The organism is Peribacillus sp. YIM B13477, from assembly GCF_042787955.1.
Lineage (GTDB): Bacteria > Bacillota > Bacilli > Bacillales > DSM-1321 > Peribacillus > Peribacillus frigoritolerans.
Map to the genome: position 1 here is coordinate 17,564 of NZ_JBHZPD010000004.1, position 14,016 is coordinate 31,579.

At 42.6% G+C, this 14,016-nt stretch carries 16 protein-coding genes; 10 read left to right on the forward strand and 6 right to left on the reverse strand.

The features are described 5' to 3' along the window. Positions 1 to 117 precede the first annotated feature (117 nt). Entirely contained in the window at positions 118 to 558 is a 441-nt protein-coding gene (locus ACFX4H_RS14005) for a Dps family protein (RefSeq protein ID WP_063589839.1), read from the forward strand. A 96-nt stretch (positions 559 to 654) separates the two neighbouring features. Here ACFX4H_RS14005 and ACFX4H_RS14010 read toward each other — a convergent pair whose 3' ends face one another. Next, a complete protein-coding gene (locus ACFX4H_RS14010) occupies positions 655 to 921 on the reverse strand; it encodes a DUF6154 family protein (RefSeq protein WP_370020242.1) in 267 nt (88 codons plus the stop codon). 226 nt (positions 922 to 1,147) lie between these two features. Between ACFX4H_RS14010 and ACFX4H_RS14015 the strand changes: the two genes are divergently transcribed. After that, on the forward strand, positions 1,148 to 1,498 hold the full coding sequence (locus tag ACFX4H_RS14015) for a hypothetical protein (RefSeq protein WP_034310527.1): 351 nt from the start codon (positions 1,148 to 1,150) through the stop codon (positions 1,496 to 1,498). A gap of 113 nt (positions 1,499 to 1,611) precedes the next feature. Next, on the forward strand, positions 1,612 to 2,082 hold the full coding sequence (gene ytkD / locus ACFX4H_RS14020; RefSeq protein WP_377435657.1) for an RNA deprotection pyrophosphohydrolase: 471 nt from the start codon (positions 1,612 to 1,614) through the stop codon (positions 2,080 to 2,082). Between the two features lie 302 nt (positions 2,083 to 2,384). Here ytkD and ACFX4H_RS14025 read toward each other — a convergent pair whose 3' ends face one another. From ACFX4H_RS14025 to ACFX4H_RS14035, 3 genes are read right to left on the reverse strand one after another with little or no spacing between them, the layout of a single operon-like run. Next, entirely contained in the window at positions 2,385 to 3,176 is a 792-nt protein-coding gene (locus ACFX4H_RS14025) for an ABC transporter permease (protein WP_223255909.1), read from the reverse strand. Continuing rightward, positions 3,166 to 3,936: an ABC transporter ATP-binding protein gene (locus tag ACFX4H_RS14030; protein ID WP_057279181.1), complete on the reverse strand. Its 771-nt coding sequence runs from the start codon at positions 3,934 to 3,936 to the stop codon at positions 3,166 to 3,168. Before ACFX4H_RS14030 ends, ACFX4H_RS14025 begins: the two co-directional genes overlap by 11 nt. A 27-nt stretch (positions 3,937 to 3,963) precedes the next feature. Further along, positions 3,964 to 4,965: an ABC transporter substrate-binding protein gene (locus ACFX4H_RS14035; RefSeq protein WP_377435658.1), complete on the reverse strand. Its 1,002-nt coding sequence runs from the start codon at positions 4,963 to 4,965 to the stop codon at positions 3,964 to 3,966. Between the two features lie 134 nt (positions 4,966 to 5,099). Here ACFX4H_RS14035 and ACFX4H_RS14040 point away from each other — a divergent pair, with 134 nt between their 5' ends. The 4 genes from ACFX4H_RS14040 (at position 5,100) to ACFX4H_RS14055 (ending at position 7,679) form a co-directional block, all read left to right on the forward strand. Beyond that, positions 5,100 to 5,888, forward strand: coding sequence for an alpha/beta hydrolase family protein (locus tag ACFX4H_RS14040; protein ID WP_241637359.1), 789 nt, complete (start codon positions 5,100 to 5,102; stop codon positions 5,886 to 5,888). Positions 5,889 to 5,938: 50 nt separating this feature from the next. Beyond that, positions 5,939 to 6,181: a DUF2584 domain-containing protein gene (locus ACFX4H_RS14045; protein WP_034310541.1), complete on the forward strand. Its 243-nt coding sequence runs from the start codon at positions 5,939 to 5,941 to the stop codon at positions 6,179 to 6,181. Positions 6,182 to 6,401: 220 nt separating this feature from the next. Continuing rightward, a complete protein-coding gene (locus ACFX4H_RS14050; protein ID WP_054400595.1) occupies positions 6,402 to 6,866 on the forward strand; it encodes a 2-thiouracil desulfurase family protein in 465 nt (154 codons plus the stop codon). A 42-nt stretch (positions 6,867 to 6,908) separates the two neighbouring features. Then, positions 6,909 to 7,679, forward strand: a complete 771-nt coding sequence (locus tag ACFX4H_RS14055) for a sulfite exporter TauE/SafE family protein (protein WP_063589846.1) — start codon at positions 6,909 to 6,911, stop codon at positions 7,677 to 7,679. Between the two features lie 223 nt (positions 7,680 to 7,902). Here the strand turns inward: ACFX4H_RS14055 and ACFX4H_RS14060 are convergent, their stop codons facing one another. Together ACFX4H_RS14060 and wecB are read right to left on the reverse strand one after the other, a co-directional pair. Further along, positions 7,903 to 8,052, reverse strand: coding sequence for a Fe3+ hydroxamate ABC transporter substrate-binding protein (locus tag ACFX4H_RS14060; protein ID WP_377435659.1), 150 nt, complete (start codon positions 8,050 to 8,052; stop codon positions 7,903 to 7,905). A gap of 203 nt (positions 8,053 to 8,255) precedes the next feature. Continuing rightward, positions 8,256 to 9,392 carry a non-hydrolyzing UDP-N-acetylglucosamine 2-epimerase gene (gene wecB / locus ACFX4H_RS14065; protein ID WP_377435660.1) on the reverse strand — a complete coding sequence of 379 codons (1,137 nt, stop codon included), beginning with the start codon at positions 9,390 to 9,392 and terminating at the stop codon, positions 8,256 to 8,258. Positions 9,393 to 9,587: 195 nt separating this feature from the next. Between wecB and ACFX4H_RS14070 the strand changes: the two genes are divergently transcribed. The 3 genes from ACFX4H_RS14070 to ACFX4H_RS14080 are packed head-to-tail and all read left to right on the forward strand — an operon-like array spanning position 9,588 to position 13,476. Next, complete coding sequence (locus tag ACFX4H_RS14070) at positions 9,588 to 10,793, forward strand: glycosyltransferase family 4 protein (RefSeq protein WP_063574846.1); 1,206 nt, start codon at positions 9,588 to 9,590, stop codon at positions 10,791 to 10,793. A 23-nt stretch (positions 10,794 to 10,816) separates the two neighbouring features. Continuing rightward, on the forward strand, positions 10,817 to 12,133 hold the full coding sequence (locus ACFX4H_RS14075; RefSeq protein WP_377435661.1) for a glycosyltransferase: 1,317 nt from the start codon (positions 10,817 to 10,819) through the stop codon (positions 12,131 to 12,133). Between the two features lie 41 nt (positions 12,134 to 12,174). After that, positions 12,175 to 13,476 (forward strand): nucleotide sugar dehydrogenase, encoded by a 1,302-nt coding sequence (locus tag ACFX4H_RS14080; protein WP_328138800.1) that lies wholly within the window; start codon positions 12,175 to 12,177, stop codon positions 13,474 to 13,476. The last annotated feature ends 540 nt before the right edge of the window (positions 13,477 to 14,016 follow it).

A 14,016-nucleotide genomic window follows, 5' to 3' on the forward strand; every position in this document is an offset into this window, starting at 1 on the left:
AGCTCCTAACGTTCACAATTTAGATTCATTTTAGCATAAGTACCGGGTCAGATAATGTTTCAATTTTCGAATAGAGGGAATTATAAAGGTATAACCAACTTACGGAGGTAGATATTTATGGCTCAGAAAAAATTAGGAACTTTAGTGAATAAGGAAATTGCAAACTTCAGTGTTCTTTATACGAAAATTCATAATTACCATTGGTTCGTGAATGGACCGCACTTCTTTGAACTGCACCAAAAATTGGAAGAGTTATATAAAGAAGTGACATCCAACTATGACGAATTGGCTGAAAGACTATTGGCCATTGGTGAAAAGCCGGTTGCCACCCTTAAAGAGTACTTGGAATTAACGACGATCGAAGAAGCGACAGGTAATGAAAATACAGAAGATATGGTCCAAAGCGTCATAAGTGATTTTGAAAAGCTTTCCGAAGAGTTCCTGGAAATCATCGAAGTTGCCGAACAAGAAGATCCGGTTACGGCCGATATGCTGACAGGCATGAAGAAAAGCTTAAACAAACATGCTTGGATGCTGCGTGCGTATTTAGGACATTAAGATTTAGGAAAAGCCCTGCTTCGGTAGGGCTTTTTTTTTGGTTAAACCTATAAAAAAGGCATCCATCAAAAGAGGGACACCTGACAGGGTATGTATTTAATGAATATTCCTAGGCGGAAAATGTGTAGGTTTCGTGTCGCTCATACTATTTTGAGCAAACTTCCCTTTTAACGTTTCAATAATGTAAAGGCCCATTAAATTGGTTAGTTCCTGATCATCCATCTCTTGAAGCAATTCGAAAATTTCCTTGCGGTCAAGCTGTTCCAGAACCGCAAACGTAAGCATATCAATATCTTCTTCATCACCAGTCATCTTATCACGGTACATATTGTATAATTCTTCAATTAACTTCAAAACTTTCACCTCACATTTATTAGAAATCCGTTATCTCTTTATATGTAGGTTATCAAAAAAACCTCTGGGTGCATATAAAAATCTTAAGGGATGCTTGCGCTTATTATATGTTTTACCCTTTGAAAGATACTTTAATCTATTATTTAACATCTTTGTTCTTCTGTAAACAAAATTTTCCATTGTATGAAGTGGGGAAATACGTGAAAAATAAGCGTAGGATATATGGAAAGGGTGGATGAATGTGTCTGAAGACAGGAAAAAATATTACATTTGGCTTCCGAATGGCCAGATATCACAAGATAGGGAAAGTTCTCCATGGAACTTCGAAATCGAGGCGACAGATAATGAAATCATCAAATTACGTGAATTATTTGATTACAATTATTCAATAGGGGAAGAAAATTTTTACCGGGCACATGTCCCATACCTTCAATATCATTTTGACCGTGAAAATGATAAGCAGGATATCACCCTTCAAAAAATTTACGAAATGATTTACGCCCTGGGTACTGAAGAAGGAAGACGGCATATAGAAAGCATGGGAATACTACAGGCAAAACCAACAGACGATGGCCTCGAATATTGAGGGTCCATCGTTTTTTTGATGTAATTCAGATTCCCGCTGGATAGTGATTTTTTTTACCCATATAATGAAACAAGGAGCATAGCACCATTTCTTATACGGAGAGAAGGGGAAAAATGAAACGATTTCTTGATAAGAACGGATATAAGGTCGAATTCTCAGAGAGTCCTGTCTTTGGAGAGCCTTGGCATGTTTTTGTGCTAAGCCGATATAAGGGCAGGTGGGTATTGACCAAACACAGAGAAAGGGGATTCGAGTTCCCTGGCGGTAAACGGGAAGCAGGGGAATCCATTGAAGAAACGGCCATACGGGAAGTTTATGAAGAAACGGGAGGCTTGGTGGGCCAGCTGCAATTTTTGGGACAATATAAAGTGCATGATCCAGTGAAGCCATTCGTTAAATCAATATACTATGCCGAATTGCGTGAAATAGAGAAGAAACAGAATTACCTGGAAACGGAAGGCCCGATCTTTATGGAATCATTGCCGGATGTACTCGGTGAGGAGTTTAGCTTCATCATGAAAGATGAGATTGTACCTTTGAGCTTATCGAGACTGGATGATGGCACTTTGCAAAGAAACGAGTGAATACAGGAACTCACGAGTAAAACGGTAGAATTCACGAGTAAATCGCGAAAACTCACGAGTAAAAGTCCGAAACTCACGAGTAAATCGCGAAAACCCACGAGTAAAAGTCCGACTCACGAGTAAAACGGTAGAATTCACGAGTAAGCTGGCGGAATTCACTCGTAAATCGGCGGAATTCATGAGTAAATGGTAGAAACTCAAGAGTAAAAGTCCGAAACTCGCGAGTAAATCGCCGAAACCAACTAAATTCATGTTTTAACTTAGCATGAGTGAAAAACTGCCGAGGGTTATCGGCAGTTTGGTCAGTCTTTGATTAATTTTCGCTCGAGAAGTTCGACTAGTTGATACATGATTGTGGCAAAGACGGCAATGATCATCAAGGCAAGCATTACAAGGGTGAAGTTGAAGACTTGAAAGCCATAAATGATTAGATAGCCGAGTCCTTTGGCCGAAACAAGGAATTCCCCTACGATGACGCCGACCCAGGAGAGGCCGACATTCACTTTCAATGTCGAGATGATCGTTGGGAAGGAGGCGGGTAATATGGCTTCCCGAAAAGCTTGTGTTCTTGTGGCGCCAAAAGTTTGGAGTACTTTCAGGTAGTTCGGGTCCACTTCGCGAAATGCGGTGTAGACGACGATGGTGGTGATGATGATGGAGATGATCGCCCCCATCGAGATGATGGATGGAAATCCAGGGCCGAATGCTACGATGATGATGGGGCCGAGTGCCACTTTCGGCATCGCATTTAAAATGACGAGATAAGGATCAAGTGTTTTGGATAATCTTGGCGACCACCAAAGCAGGGATGCCAGGATGGTTCCAAGCAGTGTCCCTATGATAAAGCCGAGAACGGTCTCGAATAGCGTCACTCCGGAATGGGATAGCAGGGTTCCATCACCCAGTTTCTGTATGAAAAGATGCCACACTTTAGTTGGGGAGCTGAAGATGAGCGGATCGATCAGTTCCTTCCTGGATAAAAGTTCCCAACTGCTGAAAAAAACGATGAAAATCAGGATCTGATAAAAGCGAATGAGCCTGTTTTCTTTTTTTAATGAGGTTTTATATTGGTTATGAAGCTGTTCAATATTCAAGGCTCTCAAGCTCCTTCCAGATCGTTTGGAATAGCATTGGATACTGCGGATGGTTGCGTGCATGGAAAGGCGTGAGTTCACGCAATTCATCGGGCACCTTGAAGGTTTTGTGCACGCTTCCCGGATTTGCGGAAAACAGAAAGATGCGGTCACTCATCGCAATGGCTTCACCGATATCATGGGTGACGAGCACGGCTGTCTTTCCGAAGGATTTCAGGGTTTCAAAAACAAGGTCTTCCAGCTTCAACTTGGTTTGGTAATCAAGAGCTGAAAACGGTTCATCAAGCAAAAGGATTTTTGGGTCGACTGCCAGTGTCCGTGCCAGTGCAGCCCTTTGCCTCATTCCTCCCGATAGTTCGCGCGGATATAATTTTCCGGTGTCTCCCAATCCAACGTCACTTAAAAGTTTAAGCGTTTTTATTCTCTCGAGTCCTTCATCTTTTTTTATCAGTTTCAATCCTAATAATATATTTTCTTCTATCGTCTTCCATGGAAATAGATAATCCTGCTGCAGCATATAGCCGATTGAAAGGTCGCTGTTGGCTTTCAGCGGTTTGTTTTCTAGCAGGATCTTTCCTGAAGTGGGCGGAAAGAGCCCGGCGATGATGGAAAGCAGGGTGGTTTTTCCGCAGCCGCTCGGACCTAGAAAAGAGACGAATTCACCTTTTTCAATGTCGAGGGAAATGTCCGCAAGTGCGGTCGCTGCCGTCTGGTTTGAAAAATAAGTATGGTGAATGTCTTGGATTTTTAAAAAGCTCATCGGACATCCTCCTTACCTTTTGCTATGTTATTTTGTGACTTCTTCAGCAAAGTCGGTATTGACCAGCTCTTCATGGCTAATACGTGTTGGAAGCTCGCCTGCTTCATCCATGATGTTTTGAAGATTGTTCCATTCTTCTTCATCAAGAATGGGATCGGTGGCAAAGGATCCTTGTTCTTTGTAGCGGTTGATGACTGTTTCCATCGTCTCGAGAGTGGTATCCTCAAAATACGGCTGAATGACTTCGGCAATTTCGGCAGCATCGTTTTCCTGAACCCAATCTTGTGCTTTCTTCAAAGCCCTCGTGAATTTTTCGACAGTCTCTTTGTCTTCTTTCAAATAGCTTTCTTTAGCCATATAAACTGTATATGGAAGATGACCGGACTCGGTGCCGAAAGAAGCGACGATATAGCCTTTTCCTTCTTTTTCAAACACACTGGCCGTTGGTTCGAACAGTTGAACGAAATCGCCGGTTCCGGAAGCGAAGGCAGTTGCGACATTCGCGAAATCAATGTTCTGGATGAGGTTCAAATCTTTTTTCGGGTCTATGTTATGTTTTTTCAATACGAACTCTCCGGCCATTTGCGGCATTCCGCCTTTACGCTGGCCTAGGAATGTAGAGTTTTTCAGCATATCCCAATTGAAGTTGTCAATTTTTTCACGTGAAACAAGGAACGTTCCATCCGTCTGTGTTAATTGGGCGAAGTTGATGACGGGGTCATTCGAGCCTTGTGCCTGAACGTAAATCGATGTTTCGGAGCCAACGAGAGCAATATCCGCTCCATCAGAAAGAAGCGCGGTCATCGTCTTGTCGCCGCCTGCCGTCGTTTTCAAATCAATGCTGAGGCCCTCATCTTTAAAAAAACCTTTTTCGATCGCGACATATTGCGGTGTATAGAAAAGGGAGCGGGTTACTTCGGCAACCCTTACCTTCGTTGTTTCCTGTTCTTTGTTGCCGCATGCGCCAAGCGGGATCACCAGCACGCACAGAAGTAAAAATACGACACCTGCTTTACACCATTTTTTCAAAATGCCTTCCTCCTTGATATATGGGTATTTTGCCTACATTATCGTATGAACGGAAGAAAAAAATGTGAATCCTCTCAGGGGATAAAAACAAGCGGATGTTTTACAATAAGAATAGAGAGAAAGGAGAGTGGAAATTGGAGAACGGAACGATTATTTCAAAACAGCGGTTTCCATCACCGCATCCACGAATCCATCTTTATTCAGTTACGTACATATCACAAGGCTTGAAGGTAAAGGGGTTGCTGGCTGAACCGGTTGATGGCGAAATCCATGACGCCTTCTTATATTTGCGCGGCGGGATTAAAAATGTCGGCAAGGTGAGGCCTGCAAGGATCGTGCAGTATGCTGTAGAAGGTTTCATCGTTTTTGCTCCTTTTTACCGTGGAAATCAAGGCGGGGAGGGAGATGAGGATTTTGGAGGCGAAGATCGATTCGATGCGATATCAGGATTCAATCTTCTTGAACAGCATCCCCGAGTGAACAAGGATCACATTCATATCCTCGGATTCTCCCGTGGCGGAATCATGGCCCTTTGGACTGGGATATACTGCAGGAACGCAGCGTCGATCGTTACATGGGGAGGTGTGTCGGATATGTTTTTAACATATGTCGAACGGGTCGATATGCGTCGGATGATGAAGCGTGTCATCGGCGGAACACCTAAAAAATGCCCGGATCAATATGAATACCGTACACCATTGTTTGCGATTGATGATTTGAATGTACCCGTCTTGATCATACATGGTGAAAAAGATGACAATGTCGCCATAGAACACGCATACCGGCTGGAAAAAAGGTTGAAAATGCATGACAAAGAGGTCGAAAGCTGGTATTTCCCTCAATTCACGCATTACTTCCCGCCTGCCGTAAACAGAAAAGTAGTCGAAGATTTAACATCTTGGATGAAAAGTAAAACCGAATAATGATAGAATGAAGGATATACTAAGTATATTGGCAAGAGGAGGAGATACACATGGGCATGCCTATGGAGCTAAATACCATGATCGTTACTAAAGGGAACGAAACCCGTGAAGAAGAAAACATTTTTCGGCTGGCGAAAGCTGGTTACAGGTTATACCCTATCGATATTCCAATCGATGTCCGCAAAACGATCCAATCTGATTCAAGCGGAACAGCCGTTATCCAAAAAATTGAATGGACCAGTGAAAAGACCATCATTACGTACCAACTGCTATCACTGAATTCAACTAACTAAATAGACAAGCGCTTGCCGGGAATCGCCTCGCTGCAAGCGCTTTTTTTGTTTTGGCGGAATTCGACAGATGTGCGGATAATTCGGCCTGTGTGGAAAAAATCCGACCCAAGCAAAACGGGATTTTATCAGCGTAGAATCCCTGGCGGATATTCAATCTTCGAAATGATTGTCACGAAAAGAGTGGTAAAATGGTGTAAAGTGCATGAGGCGGGGTGGTTTGATGATTTTGGTGAGTTCTTGTTTAGCGGGCCTTGAGGTTAGATACAATGGTACCCACAGCTTGGATGAAGGAATTATGGCATTGATGAGGGAGAAAAAGGCTATAGCGGTTTGTCCTGAGTTGCTTGGCGGTTTTTCGACACCGAGGGAACCTGCTGAGATAGTTGGCGGTGAAGGTGGGGATGTCCTTGATGGAAAAGCGAAGATCATCGAAAAGTCGGGCAGGGATGTAACGGAATTGTACATAAAGGGAGCGAATCTTACGTTATTGAAAGCCCAGGAGGTAGGGGCGACGTTAGTCGTTTTAAAAGAAAACAGTCCATCCTGCGGGAGTGCCACGATATATAATGGGGAATTCAAGGGGAAGAAGAAGGTCGGGAATGGAGTGACCGCGGCTTTGCTTAGGAGGCATGGGTTCACGGTCATTTCAGAAGAAAGGTTATTCGATTATTTGGATGAAAAATGAGTAATGGCATTTTAGATAGTGCTTTTGAAAGAAGGGGAATACATGGAGGATATCAATCTCTATACTTTGCTATTTTTAGTACTTGCGGGTTTTATTGCCGCATTCATCGATTCCGTAGTGGGCGGGGGCGGGTTAATTTCCATTCCTGCTTTATTGTTCACGGGCATATCGCCTTCAGCGGCACTTGCCACTAACAAGCTGGCGGGTACCATGGGGTCTTTAACGAGTACGATTTCATTCATTCGGGCTGGAAAAGTGGATTTCAAATTCGTCATCAAGCTGTTTCCGATCACCGTGATTGGAGCGGCGTTAGGAGCATACGTTGTACATTTCGTTTCCGCAGAGATATTGAAGCCCCTCATTTTGATCTTGCTGGTCATTGTCGCGATTTATACGTTGGTAAAAAAGGATTGGGGTAAAGACGCAAAGTATAAAGGGCTGACAAGGAAGAAAATGATTCTATTGATAATCATTATATTTGCGATTGGTTTTTATGATGGTTTTCTTGGACCAGGCACAGGTTCCTTTTTATTATTTTCATTTCTGATCATTGGGTTTGATTTTGTCCAGGCTGCCGGGAATGCAAGAATATTGAATTTTGGAAGCAATATTGCCGCACTTATCATTTTTTTATCTATGGGGACCGTCAATTTTGCCTATGGAATCCCGATGGGTCTTGCAATGGTCGCGGGAGCATTGGTAGGAACGAACTTCGCCATAAAGAAAGGTGCTTCCTATGTCCGTATCTTATTCATTTGCGTCACGATTTTATTGATTGGAAAAAATGTCCTTAATTATTTTCATATTTTTTGATGGAGTGTTCAGCGGACGAATACCTATTAAAAATGGCCGGGGATACAAGGCGTATTTTCGGCCATTTTTAAACAAGGTCATTCGCTTCTTCATGTGCTGGGAAATCAGCTTCCCCGTAGGTTTGCAGTTCGGTAATCTCTGCATGAAATACTTGTGCATAAAAGGCCAATGCGACTATTGCTGTCCATCAAAAATTAAATAGGGGGTAACTTGATTTTTCATACTAATCCTCTTGTAAACTTCCTTCATTTTTTAAATATGCTTCTATTTCAGTCATCCCTTTACACTTCGGATAACGCATTTTCACAAAAACGACTTCGTCCCCCTTAATTTCTTTACCACATTTAACACACTTGGGATCTTTCCCGAACATTACAACACCTCCAAGGTAATAGATTGACTTCAATGAAACGTTAAATCTCCCCAAACCATCACATATGTATTTAACATTTACAAATCTAAATTGGACTTTGTTTTAATCCTTCGCTAATGAAAATGTAGGCAGCCGTTTCAGAATCTGGCTGAATAGAAAAAGCCTGCCGCTTACGTGACAGGCTTTTCTCTCTATTTGATTTTTTATAATGGAAGGGGGGATTTCACTTCGCAATGCGTTAATAGGATATCGACAATCCGCTTTGAAGCGAATCCATCTCCATATGGGTTGGAAGCTGTCGCCATTTTTTTATAGGTTTCTTCATTTGTAAGTAATTCTGAGGCTAATTGATAAATTCGTTCTTCCTCAATTCCTGCCAATAAAAGGGTACCGGCATCGATTCCTTCCGGACGTTCTGTTGTATCGCGTAACACAAGGACAGGAACGCCAAGTGAGGGAGCTTCTTCTTGCACCCCTCCGGAATCTGTCAATATGAGATGGGCGTGCGCCGCAAAATTATGAAAATCAAGCACCTCAAGCGGCTCTATTAAGTGAAGCCTTTCCGTTTCACCGAAAATCCGGTAAGCAATTTCACGGACAACCGGGTTTTTATGAAGCGGGAAAACAACTTGGGTATCCGTGTAATCTTCAAGCAGCCGTTTGACGGAACGGAATATTTCTTCCATTGGTTTTCCGATATTTTCCCGTCTGTGCGCTGTCATCAATAACATGCGATCTCCATTCAAACCAGATAGAATCGGATGATCATAGTCTTTATTTACTGTTGTTTTCAAAGCATCGATAGCCGTATTGCCAGTAATATGGATACAATCACTCTTTTTATTTTCCAAAATTAGATTCTCTGCCGCCTGATTTGTAGGGGCAAAGTGCAAATCAGCCATGACGCCTGTCAGCTGCCTATTCATCTCTTCAGGATATGGAGAATACTTATTACCAGTCCGCAGACCAGCTTCAACGTGACCAATCTGTATCTTATTATAGAAGGCTGCCAGGCTGGCGATGAAAGTTGTCGTGGTATCCCCATGTACGAGGACGATATCCGGTTTTATTTCTTTCATGAGCGAACTCAATTTTTCAAGCCCTCGTGTTGTAATCTCTTCTAATGTTTGTCTATCCTTCATCATATCCAAATCGTGATCTGGATTTATCTGAAAACATTGCAAGACTTGGTCGAGCATTTCCCTATGCTGGGCGGTGACCACCACGATGGTTTCTATTTCTTCTGGATGCTTTTTCAGTTCCAAAACGACTGGTGCCATTTTGATAGCCTCTGGTCTTGTACCAAATACGGTCATGACCTTAATACGTTGTTTAGGCATGCTCATTTCCTCCCCTTCTGAATGTCTCCCCCATTATAACGGGAAGTTCAGGGGAAATATAAAAACGAAACAATTATTAACAGAATTTTTACAATATTAATAATGACTTTATACTTCTTTAACCTTAAGTTAATATCTGGCATTTACAATATAAAGCAGGAAGTAAGCTAAGCAGAATAGAGGTGATAGGCGAATATGAAAAGCGTCCTGATGATCGTGCAAAACTTTTATCCGGAAATCGGAAGTGCGGGAAATAGAATGAAAAATATATATCTCCATTTGAAAAGAAACGGATTCGAGGTAACGGTCATCACATTGAAGCCGAGTTATCCTAATCAAAGTTTATATCAAGATACAAAGTTTTGGGATGAAGATAGCATTGAAGAAGATGTCATCAGGATTAAGCCGGACAAAGTGAAGAGGTATACAAGCAATATGGGGAAGCGGTTGCTTCATTATCTTGAAGCGATGTGGCTTTTCATTTATACAATCATCCGTCTCGAAAAAAAATATGATTATGTGTTTGCCACGACCCCGCCCATCTTCCCTACATTGGCAGCGTTGATCGCCAAGAAAAAGATGAAGGCGAAACTCATTACCGATGTCAGGGATTTATGGCCGGAATCGTTGATAGGTGTAGGCGTATTCAATAATAAGTGGGTATTGAAAATCGCTTTCTTCCTGGAAAGGAAGCTATATAGGCATTCAGATTTTATTATCATCAATAGTCCTGGTTTCAGGGATTATATCGTTGCAAAGGGAGTCAAGGAAGAGGCTATCCAATTCATCCCCAATTCGCTTACTGCGGATGAGCTGACGTTAAAGAACTTGCTTACACCCGTATCGGAAAAGGTAATCAAGGTCGTTTATGCGGGGAATATCGGACTGGCCCAGGATTTGAAAAAACTTATAGCCGTAGCTGAAAAGCTAAGGGAACATAAACAAATCGAGTTCTCGATGATTGGATATGGATATCGGATATCCGAAGTGGAGAAAGAGATAAGCTCTAGAGGGCTGACCAATATTAAGATGATTAATGCGATGAATCGAAGAGTGACTCTTCATGAAGTTTCAACGTCTCATATTGCCTATGTGAGCTTGGTTGAAAAAGAAGTCTTCAATAAGGTCCTGCCTGGTAAAATCATCGATTATATGTGTGTCGGAAAACCCATTGTCGGTGATGTGGACGGCAGGGCCAAGAAGATGCTCATAGAGGCGAAATGCGGGTTGGTGGCAGAGAGCAGAAATGTTGATGAAATCTGTCAGCATATATTGACAATGGCCTCAGATCCGGCCCTTCGTGAAGAACTGGGAGAAAACGGTCATCGGTATGCTAAACAACATTTTCAATGGTCTAAAAATATTAAAGGTCTCATCAACGTGATGGAAGCGTCAGGCTGAAAAATCCGGAAGTGGAGGACAACATGGCGAAGAAAGTATGTATGTTCGTGTGGAATCACTTTACGAACGATGCGAGGGTTCTAAGAGAATGCACAGCACTTACAGAAGCGGGTTATGAAGTCGATTTAATTGCCATTCATAACTGGAAAATCGAAGGTTTGGCCAAAAAGGAGAAACACCAAAATGGTTTCTCGGTCACTAGGGTGAATAACCGCTGGGAGGCGCTTAATAAGATTCTCAGGATCGTAGGCAAATTGAAGAAAAAGAAGTTTGAAATCGCCCTATTTGCCTTAGTGATCTGGAATACATTGTGGAATTTGAACTTGATCAACGGCTGGGTGGGGTCGGGAATACTGTTCGGTGCATTTGCACTCCTTGCGCTGGGCACCATGTTCATCACGAAAACGAAGCTGCCGACACTATTAACGAGGAGCTACATTTTTGGTCAAATGATCTATCATGGCCGGAAAAGGAAATATGATTTCTATCATTCAAATGACTTGAATACGCTCATGCAGGGAGCGATCAGCAGTAAATGGCTGAGAAGGAAAAAGCTGATTTATGATTCGCATGAAGTACAAACGAGCAGAACGGGATATAATAGCCGAATTTACGGGATGATGGAGAAATTCCTATTAATGTTCGTCGATGAAATGATTGCTGAAAACCATACGAGAGCTAAGTATAACGAAGACTTATATGGTCTGTATCCCAAGGTGGTCCATAACTACCCGATTCCAACCAATCCGGAGGAAAGTACGGCCGTGAATTTGCATGAGCTGCTCGATTTGCCAGAGAATGAACCGATATTGTTATACCAAGGCGGCGTTCAAATGGGCAGAGGGTTAGAGCAATTGGTTGATGCTGTACCGATGATCGAGGGAGGAACGGTAGTTTTTATCGGGGATGGAAGGATCAAGGGTGAATTAATGAAGAAAGTAAGCGACATGAACCTGGAGCATCGTGTGAAGTTCCTGCCGAAGGTTCCGGTCGACGAGCTGCTCCATTATACAAAAAATGCGTATTTAGGTTTTCAGATATTGAATAATGTCTGCTTTAATCACTACTCCGCTTCTTCAAATAAATTGTTTGAATACATGATGAGCGGTGTGCCAGTGGTTGCCTGCAGCTTTCCTGAAATTCAAAAGGTTGTCGATACGGAAAAAATCGGTGTATGTGTCGATTCGCATGATCCAAAATCAATTGCCGAAGGTGTCAATTACTTATTGAAGCATCCTGAAAAAAGGGCGGAAATGAGTCAAAACTGCCTGAAGGCGCGACAAAAATACAATTGGAAACAAGAGAAGGAAATCTTTATCGAAATCTATCAAACAGCCTAACAAATTAGAGTACAGCAGAAAAATAGATAGGAGTGGTTTATATGAAACTTTGTACAATCGGACTTGGTTATATCGGACTTCCAACTTCTTTAATGTTTGCTAAATACGGTGCCGATGTTGTCGGCGTGGATATCCATCCTGAGATTATTTCCAATTTGAATAGCGGCAGGCTCCATATCGAAGAACCTGGATTGGATGAGGTATTAGAAGAAGTGCTAACTTCCAATAAGTTCCGAGCTGCTTTAAGCCCGGAACATGCGGATGTTTTCATCATCGCGGTGCCTACTCCAAATAAAAAGGACATGCACCAATCCTGTGATTTAACACATGTCTTGGATGCCACCTCAAACATTCTTCCTTTTATCAAAAAAGGGAATGTCATCATTATCGAATCGACGATAGCGCCAAGAAGCATGGATGATCATATTAAACCGATGATCGAGAGGACGGGCCTTACCATCGGAAAAGACATTTTCCTCGTACATTGTCCGGAACGCGTTTTACCTGGAAGGATTCTTGAAGAGTTGGTTCATAATAACCGTATCGTCGGGGGCATCACCGAAACATGCTCATATAAAGGAAGTCTTGTTTACAAAACCTTCGTTCAAGGGGAGATCATTCAGACCGATGCGAAAACGGCTGAAATGTCCAAACTGATGGAAAACACCTTCAGGGATGTCAATATCGCCCTTGCGAATGAGCTGACGAAAATCTGTTTCGAGCTGGACATCAATGTTTTGGATGTCATATCGATGGCAAACAAACACCCTCGTGTCAATATACACCAACCAGGACCAGGAGTTGGCGGCCATTGTTTAGCGGTCGATCCGTATTTCGTCGTTGCAAAGGCACCGGAGTATGCTAGAATCATTAAATTGGCCCGTGATACCAACGTATCGATGCCTTATTACATCGTTAATTCCGTAAGGATGATGCTAGAGGGGATCCGGAAGCCAAAAGTAGCTGTTTTCGGTCTTGCGTACAAAGGAAATGTAGATGATATTCGTGAAAGTCCTGCCATTGATGTCGTCAATATCTTGATGGGGATGGAAAACATGGATGTAGCCTTGCATGACCCGCATGTCAAATCTGGAAAGATGCCAGTCGTATCAGTGGAAGACGCTGTAAATGATGCCGACTTGATACTTATCCTGACTGACCATGATGAATTTAAACAGATGGATTATGATAAGCTATCGAATCTCATGAGCAATAAATTAGTTCTGGATACACGCAATTGCATTGATGCAACTAAAACAGATATCCCGGTGGCAAACCTGGGCAATATATATCAATACAAAACGGTGTCCATGAAAAAAGACAGGAATAAAGCGATCATCTAAAAACTTGGACAACATCGATAATGGAATAACGATTAAGGGGGCACTGACTATCACAGTCCCCTTTTTCCACTGAAAAAAAGGACCATGCAAGAACGAGGCCCTTTCAGAACGTGGAAACGATCCAGTTGGTTTCAGATCCGCTTCCTGTACGTCAAGCCTCCTCACCTCAAGCATCCTAGCAGAGTCTCGGCTAGCCAATTATTCGAGCACAGCTGCCATATTTCGGGTTATAAGGCAGTATTCGAGCGCAGCCGCCGTATTTCGTGCTGCAAGGCAGAGAATTCGAGCGCAGATGGCGTATTTCGAGCTATAAGGCAGTAAATTCGAGTGCAGCCGCCGTATTTCGTACTATAAGGCAGTAATTTCGACCACAGATGGCGTATTTCGAGCTGAAAGACAGTGAATTCGACAGTAGACGTGTATTCGGGTGCAAGGCAGTAAATTCGAGTGCAGCCGCCATATTTCAGGGTGTATGGCAGTAATTTCGAGCGAAGATGCCGTATTTCGGGTTACTTGGTACTTTATTCGACAGTAGACGAG